Origin of the sequence: Prescottella defluvii (assembly GCF_000738775.1) — a bacterium.
Classification (GTDB): domain Bacteria; phylum Actinomycetota; class Actinomycetes; order Mycobacteriales; family Mycobacteriaceae; genus Prescottella; species Prescottella defluvii.
This window is the reverse complement of record NZ_JPOC01000077.1, coordinates 1-13976: the sequence shown is the minus strand read 5'-3', so window position 1 is coordinate 13976 and position 13976 is coordinate 1. Positions and strand designations below refer to the sequence as shown.

The window sequence follows — 13976 nt, the reverse complement described above, 5'->3', positions numbered from 1 at the left end:
CGCTTCGGCGAGGTCGGCACGGCCCTGCGCGACGCGGCCGCGGCATACGCCGCTGAGGTCGGCGCCGGCACGTTCCCGGCCGACGAACACAGCTTCTAGGCACCTTCGGCGCCTGTGCGCCCTTCCGGTGGTCGGTACCACCGGAAGGGCGCACAGGCGACTGTCGGGCACACTCGACATTCCGGGCTCACCGCGAGCCGGCCCCGACAGAAAGCTCAGGTGCACCATGCTCGAACGCCGTGGACGTATCACTGCCACCGTCGCCGCGACCGCTGCCCTGGCCGCGTTGATCGGTGGGTGCAGCAGCACCGAGTCGCCGACACCGGGACAGAGCGCGCACACCGCGACCTCCGCTCCGACAACGCCGTCGACGCCCCCGGCGACCGCCGGGAACCCGGGCACGACCGGCGGAGCCGTCGCCGGCGTGACGGCCGAGCAGGCAGCGCAGCTGTGCTCGGACATCGAGCCGCAGCTGCAGAGCTGGCGCACCTACACCCCGTCCATCGGGAAGGCCGGACTCAACACGGTCGTCGTCACGTGGGCCACCGCCAACGGGATGAACCTGGTCGAACTCGCCGGTGATCGCGGCCGGATCGACGCGATCACCACCGCCCAGTGCCCGCAGGTGCGGGACGGGGCGCTGTACGCGCTCGAACTGCCCACGCTCGCAGCTGGGTTGATCGGCTTCTGATCGACATGCGCAGCCTCTACCCCGAGCTCGTCCCGCACGAGACCGGTTTCCTCGCCGTCGGTGACGATCAGCGCGTGTACTGGGAGGTGAGCGGGAACCCGCACGGCAAGCCGGTGGTGTTCCTGCACGGTGGTCCCGGCGGCGGCACCGACCCGGCGCACCGCCGGTTCTTCGATCCCGACGCCTATCGCATCGTGCTGTTCGATCAGCGGGGCTGCGGCCGCTCCACCCCGCACGTCGCCGACGGCGCGGACCTGGCGGTGAACACCACCGACCATCTCGTCGCCGACATCGAGTCGTTGCGGGAGCATCTCGGTGTCGAGCGGTGGCAGGTGTTCGGCGGATCCTGGGGTTCGACCCTGGCGCTGACGTACGCCCAGCGTTTCCCGCAGCGCGTCACCGAACTGGTGCTGCGCGGCATCTTCCTGCTCCGCCGCAGCGAGGTCGACTGGTACTACAACGGCGGGGCCGGGAACCTGTTCCCGGAACGCTGGGAGGAGTTCCTCGCGCCGGTGCCGGTCGCCGAGCGCGACGGCGATCTGGTGGAGGCCTACCACCGTCTGCTGCACGCCGACGATCCGGACATCGCGCTGCGCGCCGCGATCGCGTGGTCCCGCTGGGAGGGCGCGACGAGTTCGTTGCTGCCCAAGCCGGAACGGGTCACCGAGACGTCGGAGCCGCGGTTCGCGTTGGCGTTCGCCCGGATCGAGAACCACTACTTCCGCAACGCCGGGTTCCTCGACGAGGCCCAGTTGCTCCGCGACGCCGACCGCATCGCGTCGATCCCCGGGGTGATCGTGCAGGGCCGGTACGACGTGGTGTGCCCCGCGACGAGCGCGTGGGAGTTGCACCGGGCGTGGCCGGCGTCGGACCTCCACATCGTCGACGACGCGGGGCACGCGGCCGCCGAGCCCGGCATCACGCATCACCTGGTGGAGGCGACGGACCGCTTCCGCGCGTGACTGTTTCGGTCGACTCGCACGGTCGGCACTGGTAGACCTGAGTCGTGGCAGCACGGAAGCAGGGCTCCGGCAGTACCGTCACCGACGTGGTCGTCCCCGCGGCGCGGGCCCACTACGAGCGGTTGGTGTCCCTCGCGGCGGACGTCCGCGCCGATGCCGACGACTCCGTGCACCAGATGCGGGTATCCGCCCGCCGGTTGCGCAGCCTGCTGGGCACCTACCGGGACGCCTTCCCCCCGGACGCGACAGCCGACGCACGTTCCGAACTGCGTTGGCTCGGATCGGTTCTCGGAAAGGCTCGCGACGCGGAGGTGCTCGCGGCCCGCTTCGGCGACTTGATCGACGCCGAGCCCGCCGATCTGGTGGTCGGCTCCGTCCACCAGCGTCTGGTCGGCACCCAACAGGACCTGTACCGGGCCGCACACGCGGACGCGGCCCAGGAGTTCACCCGGCCCCGGTACGCGGCGCTGTGCGCCCTGCTCGACGAGGTCACCACCGGACGCGATCCGGGGCCGACGGATCTGCCGCTGCGCAGCGGCCTCGACACGGCCTACCGACAGCTACGGAAGGCGGTGAAGAAGGTTCGGGTCCTGCAACGCGACGACGGTGCCGACCTCGGGCCCGCCCTGCACCGGGTCCGCAAGCGTGCCAAGAAACTCCGCTACGCCGCCGAGGCGATCGCGACCGTGGAACCGTCCGCCGCGCGACTCGGGTCGGCCGCCAAGGCCCTGCAGTCGATGCTCGGCGACCACCAGGACGGGGTCCTCGCGCGCGGGTGGATCCTCGACGCCGTCGCGCAGGCGCGTATCGACGACGAGGACACCTTCACCTACGGACTCCTGTACGCCGCAGAGGAAGAGCGGGCGGCCCGCGCCACGCGCGAACTTCCCCGGTCCGCCAAGGCGATCAAGAAGGCGTACAAGAAGTTGGACTTCGAGCACTGAGGACGGGCGGCCCGTTCAGTCGTTCCACTCGTCGTCGGCGTCGTCGGCCCTCTTGGTGCGTTCGGCGGCGATCTCGAGCGCGCGTTCGGCGCTCTCGCGGTCGGGATACGGCCCCATCCGGTCGAAGACGTTGGTCGCCTTGCCCTGAGTCACCGAACCGTCGGACGGGCTGAAATACCACTGCTGGTCGTCGTCGCTCATGCTCTCAGTGTGCCCCGTATATCGCGCCGTCACCACGACAACGCGACCGACGGGACGTAGGTCTGTGACAACGTCGCTCAGGCTGCTAATCTCTGCGCGTACCGCGCATTCTCTTCTCGTCGACGCATCGCGTCACCGACCCCCCGACGCGCTGCGTCATAGATCGGAGCCCCGCATGTCCTACATCCTGTTCGATACGCTCCTCCCCGTCCTCGGCCAGACCGGCGCGGAGTACTGGGCCAAGCTGCTGATGATCAACCCCCTCAGCGGCATCCAGGCGTAGTCTTCCCAGACGACGAGAAAGGCCCCCGGCTGTGCCGGGGGCCTTTCTCGTCTGTGCTTCGAGGCGGACGAGTTGGCGTGTAAGCCGGATCCTGTCCCCGACGCGAGCGCCGGGTGGCGACCATCCATCTGGGCACACCGTTGCCGGGTACCTCGAGCGGTTCACCCGCAGGCTCGGGCGAGCAGCCCTCGAACACCTGCGCAGCCGCACCATGTCCCGGAGGACACCGGTGCGGCCTTCAACCTTGCTCCGGGCGGGGTTTACCTAGCCGCCCCAGTCACCTGGGGCGCTGGTGCGCTCTTACCGCACCTTTTCACCCTCACCGATCGCCGTGTCACGAGGACACGGCAGTCGGCGGTCTGTTTTCTGTGGCACTGTCCCGCGAGTCACCTCGGGTTGCCGTTAGCAACCGCCCTGCTCTGTGGAGTCCGGACTTTCCTCGGCACCGGGCCTGACACCTCGAGGATGTCGGTTCCCGTCGCCGCGGCCGCCCGGCCAACTCGTCCGCACGGTAAGCCTACTGGGTCGCCGCGCCGTGTCCGAACCGGCGGTGTCGGAGCGCAGGATTAGGGTCCGGGCATGACCCGATACGTGTCACTGCTGCGAGGCATCAACGTCGGCGGCATCAACATCAAGATGGCGGATCTGGGCCGGGTCTTCACTGACTTGGGTTTCGACGACGTCCGGACCGTGCTGGCGTCCGGCAACGTGCTGTTCTCCAGCGACTCGACGGACATCGCGGCGCTGAAGTCGGACATCGAGGCGGCGTTGCGTGCCGTGTTCGGCTACGAGGCATGGGTGTTCGTGCTGAGCATCGAGAGGTTGGCCCGGATCGTGGAGTCCTACCCGTTCGACCCGGAGCGGGAGGGGTGGCACCCGTACGTGATGTTTACCGCCGATCCACGGGTACTCACGGGTCTGCTCGCCGATCACAGCGATCTCGATCCGGCGGTGGAGCGGATCCAGGGCGGTGACGGCGTCCTCTACTGGGAGGTCGAGCGTGGGATGACGCTCAAGAGCAGCGTCGGAAAGATCACCGGTAAGCCGAAACTCAAGGCGGTCACCACCACTCGCAATCTGCGGACCCTGGTGAAGCTGCTGAAGTGACCGCGGTGGCCCCGGACGCCGGGGTCACCGCGGTCACTGCGACAGGTCAGCTCCGAGCCGGCTCCAGGGACTCGTCCGCGAAGGGATCACCCTGGCGCGGCGCGTTGTACAGCGCCTCGTCGAGGATCTTCTCGCGCTTGGCCACGATCGTCGGGACCAGCGCCTGGCCGGTGACGTTGAGGGCGGTGCGCCCCATGTCCACGATCGGCTCGACGGCCAGGAGCAGGCCGACACCGGCCAGCGGGAGACCCAGCGTCGACAGGGTGAGCGTGAGCATCACGGTGGCGCCGGTGGTACCGGCGGTGGCCGCGGAACCGATCACGGAGACGACGACGATGAGCAGGTAGTCGGTGACGCTGAGGTCGATGCCGTAGAACTGGGCGACGAAGATCGCCGCGATCGCCGGGTACACCGCCGCGCAGCCGTCCATCTTGGTGGTCGCACCCAGCGGCACCGCGAACGACGCGTACTCCCGCGGCACACCCAGGTTGCGTTCGGTGACCCGCTCGGTGAGCGGCAGCGTGCCGATCGACGAGCGGGAGACGAACCCGAGCTGGGTAGCCGGCCACACGCCGGAGAAGAAGTTCTTCACCGACAGCCCGTGCACGCGGATGATGATCGGGTACACGACGAAGAACACGATCGCCAGACCGATGTAGACGGCGATGGTGAACACGCCCAGCTGACCGATCGCGTCCCAGCCGTAGGTGGCGACGGCCTTGGCGATCAGGGCCGCGGTGCCGATCGGGGCGAGGCGGATGATCCACCACAGCACCTTCTGCACGATCGCGAGCAGCGCGGCGTTGAAGTTCAGGAACGGCTCGGCCTTCTCGCCCACCTTGAGGGCGGCGATGCCGATCGCGATCGCGACGACGAGCAGCTGCAGCACGTTGAAGCTGAGCGACGTGGTCGCCGCGAAGCCGGAGGCGGCGTCACCGGTGACGGTCGTCCGGGCACCGAGGCCGAGGAAGTTCTGCGGCACGAGGCCGGTGAGGAACGCCCACCACGATCCGGAACTCTTGGGCTCGGACGCCGCGGTCGCGTCCACGGTGGTGTTGGAGCCGGGCTGCATGAGCAGACCCACGGCGATGCCGACGAGCACCGCGATGAACGCGGTGATCGCGAACCACAGCAGGGTCTGCACCGCGAGGCGAGCGGCATTCGCGACGTTCCGCAGATTCGCGATGGAGCTGACGATCGCGGTGAAGATCAGCGGGATCACCGCGACGGTGAGGAGGGCGACGTAGCTGGAACCGAGGGTCTTGACGGTGCCGACTAGCCAGTTCTCGTTGCCGTCAGCGGCGTCGGGCATCGCACGGGCGATCAGTCCGATGACGACACCGAGGATCAGACCGGCGACGATCTGCGGGCCGAACGAGGTTGCCCACTTGGGCAGGGCGCGACGGGGCGCGTCGAGGGTGGGGGCCGACATGAGGGCCTTTCGGGTGGAGATGTGGAGACGGCGGCGCACGACGACGCGCGCGACCGAAGGGGACGCACGGAGGACTCGGGGAACGAGTCGTCCCGGGACTCGAGATGTCTACCGGGATGTCAGGCGTGACAGACCGCGCTCGCCTGCAGACAGTTGTCGACGTAGCGGCGACAGGTCAGCAGGGCGTTCACAACGACGAAGGGTACGCCCATATCGGGCGTCGACTCCAATCGGGCGGCACCGGCGACGGAATCGGCGGACAATGGGGGCCACGATCGACGACACCGGCCGGGGACGATCGCGGCCGACGGGGAGGCGATTGTCATGGACGAGTCCGGCGAGTCCGAGGGTTTGGCCCGGACCACCACTCAACTGGCGACGACCGTCGTCGCCGTGATCATCCTGTCGATCGGCGTCCTCGGGTTCGTGCCCGGCGTCACCGTCGACGTCGACGACATCGGCTGGGCGGGTCCCGGGACCGATGCGCGACTGCTCGGCACCGTCGAGGTGTCGATCCTGCACAACCTGGCGCACATCGTGACCGGCGTCGTCGGCCTGGCCATGTCCCGCACCCTCGCCGCCGCCGAGATGTTCCTCATCGGCGCGGGCTTCCTGTCGGCGATGCTCGCGGTGTACGGGCTGGTCATCGACGCCGAGACGGCGTCGAACTTCATGCCGATCGACACCGCCGGGAACTGGCTGCACCTACTCGCCGGCGTGGCACTGGTGTTCCTGGGTGTCGCGCTGCCGCGGCACGACGACGGCCCTACAGGTGCGACGTATCGTTGACCAGCCGCACCGACGAGCCACCGTCCGGGTAGAACTCGGCGATGCTGAGCGACGCCAGATCCAGGTGCAGGCGGTACAGCAGCGACGGACCGACGTCGAGCGCCAGTTGCAGCAGCGTCTTGATCGGGGTGACGTGCGTGACCACCAGGATGTTCGCGCCCGCGTACGACGCGGTGAGGTCGTCGCGCACGCGCTCGATCCGGGCCCGGACCTCGTCGAAGCTCTCGCCTTCCGGCGGCCGCACCGACGTGTCCGACAACCACCGGCGGTGCAGGTCGGGGTCCCGTTCGGTGGCCTCGCCGAAGGTCAGGCCCTCCCACTTGCCGAAGTCCGTCTCGGTGAGGCCCTCGTGCACCGTGACCGGGAGTCCCAGCGCGCGGGCCGCCGCGTCCGCGGTCTCCCGCGCCCGCCCCAGCGGCGACGACACGACGGCGGCGATCGCACCGCGCGTTGCAATCCGCTCCGCCGCGGAGCGTGCCTGTGCTCGCCCGAACGCCGTGAGTTCCGGATTGCCGCGGCCCGAGTACCGCCGTTCGACGGACAGTTCGGTCTGCCCGTGCCGCAGCAGCAGCATCCGGGTGGGGGCGCCGACCGCGCCGGTCCAGCCCGGGGCGGTCGCCTCGGCCGGCTCCGCCACGGACTCCTCGGACACCTCGGACACTTCGGGGACCTCGGCGACGACACCGCTGGTCATCGCGGCCTCGCCGTCCATCGCCTCGTTCGCGAGGCGGTCGGCGTGGGAGTTCTCGGCCCGCGGGATCCACGTGTAGGTGACCCGCGCAAACGATTCCGCCAACGTCCGTGCCTGCTCGGCGAGCGGAATCATGTCCGGGTGCTTGATCTTCCAGCGCCCGGACATCTGTTCGACGACGAGCTTGGAGTCCATCCGGACGTCCACCTCGCGAGCGTCGAGGTCGCGGGCCGCGGTCAGGCCCGCGATCAGGCCGCGGTACTCGGCGACGTTGTTGGTGGCGACGCCGACGAACTCGCGGCGCTCGGCGAGCACCCGGTTCCGGTCGGCGTCGAACACCACCGCGCCGTACCCGGCCGGGCCCGGGTTACCCCGCGATCCGCCGTCGGCCTCGACGACGACCCGGCCGTGAGTCACAGACCGGACTCCTTGGTGCGCACCATGATTGCGCCGCATTCCGGGCAGCGGACGACGACATCCGCGGCGGTGGCGGCGATCCGGGCGATCTCGCCACGGTCGATCTCGATCCGGCACGCGCCGCACCGGCGGGCCTGCAGCAGGGCCGCACCGACGCCGCGCTGCTCACGCTGCTTCTCGTAGATCGCGAGCAGGTCCTCGGGGAACTGTCCGACCAGGGCGGCACGGTCGGTGTCGCACCGCCGCTGCGTCGTGTCCAGGTCCGCGACGGCGTCGTCGCGGCGCCGCTCGGCGTCGATCAGCTCGTCCTCGACCTGCGTCAGGCGGGCACCGGCATGGTCGTGGTCGGCCTGCGACGCCTCCCGACGCTCCATGACCTCGAGCAGTTCGTCCTCGAGGACACTCTGCCGACGCTCCAGACTGCCCAGCTCGTGCTGCAACTCCGACAGCTGCTTCGCGCCGACGGTGCCGCCCTCGAGCAGCTTCCGGTCCCGGGCCCCGCGCTGGCGGACCGCGTCCACCTCGCCTTCGAGCTTCTTGATGTCCCGGTCGAGGTCGTCGAGGACGATCTCCACGGACACGGCCGCATCCTTACGGGAGAGGCGCTCGGCTTCGAGCCGCTCCACTTCCTGCTGCTCGGGCAGTGTCGAGCGACGGTGCGCGAGCCGTGCCAGCTCGGTGTCCACACCCGCGAGCTGGAGAAGCTTGGACTGCACTGAGGGATCGACGTTCACGCGTGGAAGCTCCTGCTGTGTTCTTGACATTCGGGGGTCGGACCGCTGGTCGTTCGTCGTGGTCGACGAACTCGCACCGGCCGAGATCAGGTGTCAACCGTACCCCGACGGTGCGGCGCGCCGACCACATCAGCCGCCGCGTCCCCGACGCCGGTCAGTGGCAGGCGACGGTCCACGGGTCGGTGCGCAGTTCCGTCACCCGCACGTCCCAACCGTCGACGCCCGCGAACCGCTCGTCGAGCACGCCCTTCGCCTGCGCGCACCACGGCTGTTCGCTGGCCCAGTGCGCCACGTCCACGAGCGCCGGGCCGCCCTTGCGGAGATGCTCGTCGGCGGGATGGTGGCGCAGGTCGGCGGTGACGTAGGCGTCGACGCCGAGGGCGGTGACGGTGTCGAGCAGCGAATCGCCCGAGCCGCCGCACACCGCGACGGTGCGCACGATCCGGTCCGGGTCTCCGGCGGCGCGCACACCCCACTCGGTGCGCGGCAGCGCCGCCGCGACCTGTTCGGTGAACTCGCGCAGCGTCTGCGGCCGGGGCAGCTCCCCGATCCGGCCGAGGCCGCGGCTGCCGGGGAAGTCGACGGGCTCGAACACGTCGAACGCGGGCTCCTCGTACGGGTGCGCCGCCCGCAGGGCGCGCAGCACTCGCGAGCGGGCCGCGCGCGGCGCGATCACCTCGACCCGGTCCTCGGCGACGGACTCGATCTCGCCGACGGTGCCGAGGGCCGGGTTCGCGCCGGCGAGCGGACGGAACTGTCCCGCGCCGGTCACTGTCCAGCTGCATTCGCGGTAGTCGCCGAGCTCGCCGGCGCCGGCCTCGAACAGGGCCGCCCGCAGTCGGGCGGTGTCGGTGGCCGGGACCATCACCACCCACTTGTCGGTGACGGTGTCCGGGATCGGGATCAGCGGGCGGGTGTCGATCAGCCCCAGAGCCCCGGCGAGGGCGTCCGAGACGCCCGGATCTGCTCGGTCGGCGTTGGTGTGCGCGCTGTACAGCGCGCAGCCGCCGCGGATCAGCCGGTGCAGCAGCGCCCCCTTCGGGGTGTGCGCGCCGACGGTGTCGACGCCGCGGAGCAGCAGCGGATGATGCACCAGCAGCAGCTGCGCGCCGGTCGCGAGCGCCTCGTCGACGACCGCGGCGGTCGCGTCGACGGCGACCACGACCCGGCGCACCTCCTCGGCCGGGTCACCGGCCACCAGCCCGACCGAGTCCCACGACTCGGCGAGCGCGGGCGGATAGGCGGCCTCGAGGGCCGCGATCACGTCGGCCAGGGTCGGTGTGCTCACAGGAACTCCCTCATCGTCGCGATCAGTTGTTCGGCCTGCGCGCGCGGCCGCACCGCGACGCGCAGGAAGTCCGGACCCAGGCCCGGGAAGGTGTCGCAGCGGCGGACCGCGATCCCCCGCGCGCGCAGACCGGTCCGCATCCTCTCGCCGTCGGGGAGCCGCAGCAACAGGAACGGCGCCGTCGCCGGCTCGTGCACGTCGACACCGGCGGCGCGCAGCAGATCGGCCATGGCGACGCGGTCCGCGGCGATCGTGGCCGCCTTCTCACCGGCCTCCGCGACGGCCGCGGGTTCGCTGCACGCGGTGATCGCCTCGAGCTGCAGGCTGCCCACCGGCCAGTGCGCGCGCCCGTGCTGCAGCCGCGCCAGCACGTCGGGGTGCCCGAGCGCGTACCCGCAACGCAGCCCGGCCAGCGCCCACGTCTTCGTCAGGCTGCGCAACACCAGGACGTCGGGCAGCGACCGGCCGGCCACCGACTCGGTCTCCCCCGGCACCGCATCCATGAACGCCTCGTCGACGACGAGGATCCGCCCGGGCCGGCGCAGCGCCAGCACGGCGTCGGCCGGGTGCAGCACCGACGTCGGGTTGGTGGGATTGCCGAGCACCACCAGGTCGGCCGAGTCCGGCACCGCGGTGGGATCGAGGCGGTACGGCGCCTCCAGCATCACGTGCGTCACCGGGACGCCCGCCTCGCGCAGCGCCAGCTCGGGCTCGGTGAACGACGGATGGATCAACGCGGCCTCGCGTACCCCCAGCCGCGGCAGCATCGCGAACCCCTCGGCGCCGCCCGCGAGCGGCAGTACCTCCTCCGGCGTCCGGCAGTGCCGGGACGCCACCTGCTCGCGGGCACGCCGGTCGGCGTCGGCGGCCGGGTAGCTGCCCAGCCCGGCCAGCGCGGCGGCGAGCCTGCGGCGCAACCACTCCGGCGGCCCGTCTCCCTGCACGTTGACGGCGAAGTCGAGCAGTCCGGGTCCGGTCTCGGCGTCGCCGTGGTGCCGTAGCCGCGCCAGGGTATCCACCGACGACCCCGCCGATCCCGAACCGAATTCCATAGCCGTCGAGCCTACGGCGCGAGCCGGACGGCGCCGCCGCGGGCGTCTGAGCACAATGAACGGGTGACATCCTCCGCTTCGCCCCTCGCCCCCGTCCTGCTGTTCGACCTCGACGGCACCCTCACCGACTCCGCTCTCGGCATCCACAACGGCTTCCGGCACGCCCTGTCGGCGGTCGGCCGCCCCGAGCCCACCCCGGAGATGCTGTCGACGGTGATCGGCCCGCCGCTGATGGACTCGATGCGCGGGATGGGACTGGACACCGACACCACCGCGGCGGCGCTGGCCGCGTACTTCGAGCGGTACGACGCCGTCGGCTGGTCGGAGAACGAGGTGTACGACGGCATCGAGCCGATGCTGTCGGCGGCCCGGGACACCGGCGCCCGCCTCGCGGTCGCGACGTCGAAGACCGAGAAGTTCGCGATCCGCATCCTCGAGCACTTCTGCCTCGACGGCTACTTCGAGGTGATCGGCGGTGCCAGCAGCGACGGGTCCCGTCGTGCGAAGGCCGACGTCGTCGAGTACGTCCTCGGCGGGCTGGGTCTGCCGGCGACCGTCGGTGGCACCTCCGACGTCGTCATGATCGGTGACCGGGAGCACGACGTGCACGGCGCGGGACACTGGGGAATTCCGACGGTGTTCGTCGAATGGGGCTACGGCACCGCGGACGAGGCGGCGGCCGCGCACTGGACGGCGTCGACCGTCCCGCAGCTCGCACGGATCCTCACCCGGGCCGGGTGACGATCATGATTCACGTCACCTTCGTGTGCACCGGCAACATCTGCCGGTCCCCCATGGCGGAACAGATCTTCGCCGAGCACGTGCAGCGCGCCGGGCTGGGCGATCGGGTCCGGGTGAGCAGCGCGGGCACCCACGGCTATCACGTCGGCGACGGCGCCGATCCGCGCACCGACGAGATTCTCGAGGCCGCCGGCTATCCGACGGGGCACCGGGCCGAGCAGGTCGGGGACGAGCATCTGACCGCCGACCTGGTGGTCGCGCTCGACCGCGGGCACGAGCGGACCCTCGCCCGTCTCGGGGTGCCCACCGAGCGCCGCCGACTGCTGCGCAGCTTCGACCCTGATGCGGACGGCGATTCGGTGCCAGATCCGTACTACGGCGACCTGGACGGTTTCGAACTCGTCCGGGACCAGATCGAGGCGGCGGTCCCCGGGTTGCTCGCCTGGGTGCGGGAGAGGTGACCTGCACCGAGCCAGTACCGTAGAGGCCGTGGGCAGGCTCAAATTTCTGTTGCGACCCGGCTGGCTGGTGCTGGCGGCTGTCGTCGTCGGCTTCGCGTACATGTGCTTCGCCGTGCTGGCGCCGTGGCAGCTCGGCAAGAACACCCGGACCGAGGAACGCAACGGGCTGCTCGAGCAGTCCATCAACGCCGACGCAGTCCCGATCGACACCATGCTCGGCGGCACCGGGCCTGCACCGGCCGACGAGTGGCGCAGGGTCGTCGCGACGGGCACCTACGTTCCCGACAGCGACCTCCTGGTCCGACTCCGCTCGGTGGAGGACGCGCCCGCGTACGAGGTGCTCACCCCGATGCGTCTCACCGACGGCCAGACGCTGCTCGTCAACCGCGGCTACGTGCGCCCGGTGCTCGGCACCGAGGCGCCGCCGATCCCGGCACCGCCCACGGGCGAGGTGTCCGTCGAGGGCCGCGTCCGGATGTCGGAGGGCACGGTCCCCGGCAAGGAGCCGATCAACGAGGCCGGCACCAAGCAGGTGTACTACATCGACTCGGGTCAGATCGGGCAGTTCATCGGCACCGACCTGGTCAACGGCTACCTGCAACTCGACGACGCCCAGCCGGGCGGGCTCGGCACCATCCCGCTGCCGATGCTCGACGCCGGACCGTACCTGTCCTACGGGCTGCAGTGGCTCGCGTTCGGCATCATGGCGCCGCTGGGCCTGGCCTATTTCGTCCGCGCCGAACTCCGTGAGCGACGCAAGTCCAAGGCGACCGCGGCCGCACCGCCGACGCCGGAACCGGCCGACGAACCGACCCCGGTGGCGTCTGCGGCGCCGACCGCTGCGCTCGAACCGACCGTCGACGAGTTCGCGCTGCCGACCCGCCGTCGCGGACTACGCAAGAAGAACACGACCCCCAGCGCGCCACTGTCGGCGAGTGAGGCCAAGATGGCCGACCGCTACGGCAAGCGCCACTGACCGGCCACCGAGCCGACACGACGAAGCCGCCGGCCCCTCGCGGGTATCGGCGGCTTCTTCATCTCACAACGCCACCCGGCCCCGAGTATTCCGGTGATGGCGACGTCAGTTCCTTCCGCCGGTGTCCCCGCCGCCGGTGTCACAGTCGAACTCGCCCACCTGCGCCTCGACGATCCGGGCACCGAGATCCTCACCGGATCCGTCACCGCGGAAAGCCTCGAGGGCGTCGCGGTCCCGCCACCGTTCGAGGATGTTGATCCGGTCGGGTTCGAGCAGATCGGGTCCGAGCGCGAAGTCGAGGCATCCGTCCGCGGCGCGCGCATCGGCCACCACCTGCCGGCACGCGCCCAGGTAGGACTCGCGGTCCCCCGGTCGAACCCTCAGATGGCCGGCGACAATGATCATTCTGTTCCCCCTTCGTTGTCACAGGATGCCCGACTTCTGGACGAATGTTCGTTACGTTCCGGGTGCCGGCCGCGCCCCTGTGGCTGCTGCGCGCCCCGGGGTGCGGACCGGTCGCTCGATCCGGTCCGGGTACGCCGTCCGAGCCGGTCAGGGGACCGTCCAGGCGCCGGCGCCTGACGTGGCGGCGAGTATCCGGTATCCGGGCCCTTCGGGGGGAATTGTGATCGAGGCGACCACCGTCCCGGAACCGGTCACAACCGATGTGCCGTAACGATTGTCGAGGTACACGACGCCAGCCGCACCGGTGGAGATGTTCCGCCAGTGGACGTGGACACCGGTGTACGGCCCCAAACGGGTCACTCCCGGAGTGTCGGGGTCGGTCGTGGCGGTCAGATAGAAATACCCCGAGCTCGGGAGTCCGGTCACGCCGACACTGATCCCGGCGACGGGAATGGGGAGAACAGTGTCGGTCGGCGCGGCGGTGGCCGGCTGCGCCGCGAGAAGCAGCGCTGCACCAGCTCCGGCGACGACGGAGGCTCGGCGCAGACGCTGGCGTTGACTCATCGACGGACCTCCCTACCCTGGTGGCCCACTCCTGGTCACGAACACCGGCGCCGGCCCAAGGATGCTGTCAGCCTACGTCCTCGACGAGTGGCCCGGGCACACCGATCTTCGCGACGCGCCCGCGCGTGACCATGTTTCATATACGGTCGTTTTCCGAACAGCGCCCAATCCGAACACTGTCAGTTTCAGGGATCCGCCGCGGCCACATACGCACTAGGTGTGATGCCCGGGCACGTTG

The 13976-nt window shown here is 70.5% G+C and carries 16 protein-coding genes and 1 other RNA gene; 8 read left to right on the top strand and 9 right to left on the bottom strand.

Annotated features, from left to right (window positions below; translation table 11 throughout):
• Positions 1-226: 226 nt before the first annotated feature.
• The 3 genes from IJ15_RS0122805 to IJ15_RS0122795 are packed head-to-tail and all read left to right on the top strand — an operon-like array spanning position 227 to position 2597.
• Positions 227-691, top strand: coding sequence for a hypothetical protein (locus tag IJ15_RS0122805; protein WP_031940643.1), 465 nt, complete (start codon positions 227-229; stop codon positions 689-691).
• A 5-nt stretch (positions 692-696) separates the two neighbouring features.
• Positions 697-1653, top strand: coding sequence for a prolyl aminopeptidase (gene pip / locus IJ15_RS0122800; protein ID WP_031940642.1), 957 nt, complete (start codon positions 697-699; stop codon positions 1651-1653).
• Between the two features lie 44 nt (positions 1654-1697).
• Positions 1698-2597 (top strand): CHAD domain-containing protein, encoded by a 900-nt coding sequence (locus IJ15_RS0122795; RefSeq protein ID WP_031940641.1) that lies wholly within the window; start codon positions 1698-1700, stop codon positions 2595-2597.
• Positions 2598-2612: 15 nt separating this feature from the next.
• Here the strand turns inward: IJ15_RS0122795 and IJ15_RS0122790 are convergent, their stop codons facing one another.
• Entirely contained in the window at positions 2613-2798 is a 186-nt protein-coding gene (locus IJ15_RS0122790) for a hypothetical protein (RefSeq protein ID WP_031940640.1), read from the bottom strand.
• Between the two features lie 347 nt (positions 2799-3145).
• An RNA gene (gene rnpB / locus IJ15_RS25360) (RNase P RNA component class A) lies at positions 3146-3584 on the bottom strand.
• Positions 3585-3660: 76 nt separating this feature from the next.
• On the opposite strand from rnpB, the gene IJ15_RS0122780 reads away from it, so the two are divergent.
• Positions 3661-4188, top strand: a complete 528-nt coding sequence (locus tag IJ15_RS0122780; protein WP_031940639.1) for a DUF1697 domain-containing protein — start codon at positions 3661-3663, stop codon at positions 4186-4188.
• 46 nt (positions 4189-4234) lie between these two features.
• On the opposite strand, the gene IJ15_RS0122775 is transcribed toward IJ15_RS0122780, so the two are convergent.
• Complete coding sequence (locus IJ15_RS0122775) at positions 4235-5620, bottom strand: dicarboxylate/amino acid:cation symporter (RefSeq protein ID WP_031940638.1); 1386 nt, start codon at positions 5618-5620, stop codon at positions 4235-4237.
• A gap of 324 nt (positions 5621-5944) precedes the next feature.
• Here IJ15_RS0122775 and IJ15_RS0122765 point away from each other — a divergent pair, with 324 nt between their 5' ends.
• A complete protein-coding gene (locus IJ15_RS0122765; RefSeq protein WP_031940637.1) occupies positions 5945-6409 on the top strand; it encodes a DUF4383 domain-containing protein in 465 nt (154 codons plus the stop codon).
• Here IJ15_RS0122765 and IJ15_RS0122760 read toward each other — a convergent pair.
• The 4 genes from IJ15_RS0122760 to cobC all read right to left on the bottom strand — a co-directional run bounded on the left by IJ15_RS0122760 (position 6387) and on the right by cobC (position 10591).
• The gene (locus IJ15_RS0122760; RefSeq protein ID WP_031940636.1) at positions 6387-7517 is read right to left on the bottom strand and encodes a bifunctional RNase H/acid phosphatase; all 1131 of its coding nucleotides are present in this window, start codon (positions 7515-7517) and stop codon (positions 6387-6389) included. The genes IJ15_RS0122765 and IJ15_RS0122760 overlap by 23 nt on opposite strands.
• Entirely contained in the window at positions 7514-8251 is a 738-nt protein-coding gene (locus IJ15_RS0122755) for a zinc ribbon domain-containing protein (protein WP_031940635.1), read from the bottom strand. The genes IJ15_RS0122760 and IJ15_RS0122755 overlap by 4 nt, the downstream gene beginning before the upstream one ends.
• A gap of 154 nt (positions 8252-8405) precedes the next feature.
• Complete coding sequence (locus IJ15_RS0122750) at positions 8406-9539, bottom strand: Nif3-like dinuclear metal center hexameric protein (RefSeq protein WP_031940634.1); 1134 nt, start codon at positions 9537-9539, stop codon at positions 8406-8408.
• Positions 9536-10591, bottom strand: coding sequence for an Rv2231c family pyridoxal phosphate-dependent protein CobC (gene cobC / locus IJ15_RS0122745; protein WP_031940633.1), 1056 nt, complete (start codon positions 10589-10591; stop codon positions 9536-9538). The genes IJ15_RS0122750 and cobC overlap by 4 nt, the downstream gene beginning before the upstream one ends.
• A 63-nt stretch (positions 10592-10654) precedes the next feature.
• Here cobC and IJ15_RS0122740 point away from each other — a divergent pair, with 63 nt between their 5' ends.
• From IJ15_RS0122740 to IJ15_RS0122730, 3 genes are read left to right on the top strand one after another with little or no spacing between them, the layout of a single operon-like run.
• The gene (locus IJ15_RS0122740; protein ID WP_031940632.1) at positions 10655-11332 is read left to right on the top strand and encodes an HAD hydrolase-like protein; all 678 of its coding nucleotides are present in this window, start codon (positions 10655-10657) and stop codon (positions 11330-11332) included.
• Between the two features lie 5 nt (positions 11333-11337).
• Positions 11338-11793 carry a low molecular weight protein-tyrosine-phosphatase gene (locus IJ15_RS0122735; RefSeq protein ID WP_031940631.1) on the top strand — a complete coding sequence of 152 codons (456 nt, stop codon included), beginning with the start codon at positions 11338-11340 and terminating at the stop codon, positions 11791-11793.
• Between the two features lie 28 nt (positions 11794-11821).
• Positions 11822-12769 carry an SURF1 family cytochrome oxidase biogenesis protein gene (locus tag IJ15_RS0122730; RefSeq protein WP_031940630.1) on the top strand — a complete coding sequence of 316 codons (948 nt, stop codon included), beginning with the start codon at positions 11822-11824 and terminating at the stop codon, positions 12767-12769.
• A gap of 105 nt (positions 12770-12874) precedes the next feature.
• On the opposite strand, the gene IJ15_RS0122725 is transcribed toward IJ15_RS0122730, so the two are convergent.
• On the bottom strand, positions 12875-13174 hold the full coding sequence (locus IJ15_RS0122725) for a putative quinol monooxygenase (RefSeq protein ID WP_031940629.1): 300 nt from the start codon (positions 13172-13174) through the stop codon (positions 12875-12877).
• 147 nt (positions 13175-13321) lie between these two features.
• Entirely contained in the window at positions 13322-13738 is a 417-nt protein-coding gene (locus tag IJ15_RS0122720) for a hypothetical protein (RefSeq protein ID WP_031940628.1), read from the bottom strand.
• Positions 13739-13976: the final 238 nt, after the last annotated feature.

Bases quoted from the DNA above. Each gene is read 5' to 3' on its own strand.
- IJ15_RS0122805 (WP_031940643.1), top strand. From the start codon at position 227: ATGCTCGAACGCCGTGGACGTATCACTGCCACCGTCGCCGCGACCGCT.
- pip (WP_031940642.1), top strand. From the start codon at position 697: ATGCGCAGCCTCTACCCCGAGCTCGTCCCGCACGAGACCGGTTTCCTC.
- IJ15_RS0122790 (WP_031940640.1), bottom strand. From the start codon at position 2,798: ATGAGCGACGACGACCAGCAGTGGTATTTCAGCCCGTCCGACGGTTCG.
- IJ15_RS0122780 (WP_031940639.1), top strand. From the start codon at position 3,661: ATGACCCGATACGTGTCACTGCTGCGAGGCATCAACGTCGGCGGCATC.
- IJ15_RS0122775 (WP_031940638.1), bottom strand. From the start codon at position 5,620: ATGTCGGCCCCCACCCTCGACGCGCCCCGTCGCGCCCTGCCCAAGTGG.
- IJ15_RS0122765 (WP_031940637.1), top strand. From the start codon at position 5,945: ATGGACGAGTCCGGCGAGTCCGAGGGTTTGGCCCGGACCACCACTCAA.
- cobC (WP_031940633.1), bottom strand. From the start codon at position 10,591: ATGGAATTCGGTTCGGGATCGGCGGGGTCGTCGGTGGATACCCTGGCG.
- IJ15_RS0122735 (WP_031940631.1), top strand. From the start codon at position 11,338: ATGATTCACGTCACCTTCGTGTGCACCGGCAACATCTGCCGGTCCCCC.
- IJ15_RS0122725 (WP_031940629.1), bottom strand. From the start codon at position 13,174: ATGATCATTGTCGCCGGCCATCTGAGGGTTCGACCGGGGGACCGCGAG.
- IJ15_RS0122720 (WP_031940628.1), bottom strand. From the start codon at position 13,738: ATGAGTCAACGCCAGCGTCTGCGCCGAGCCTCCGTCGTCGCCGGAGCT.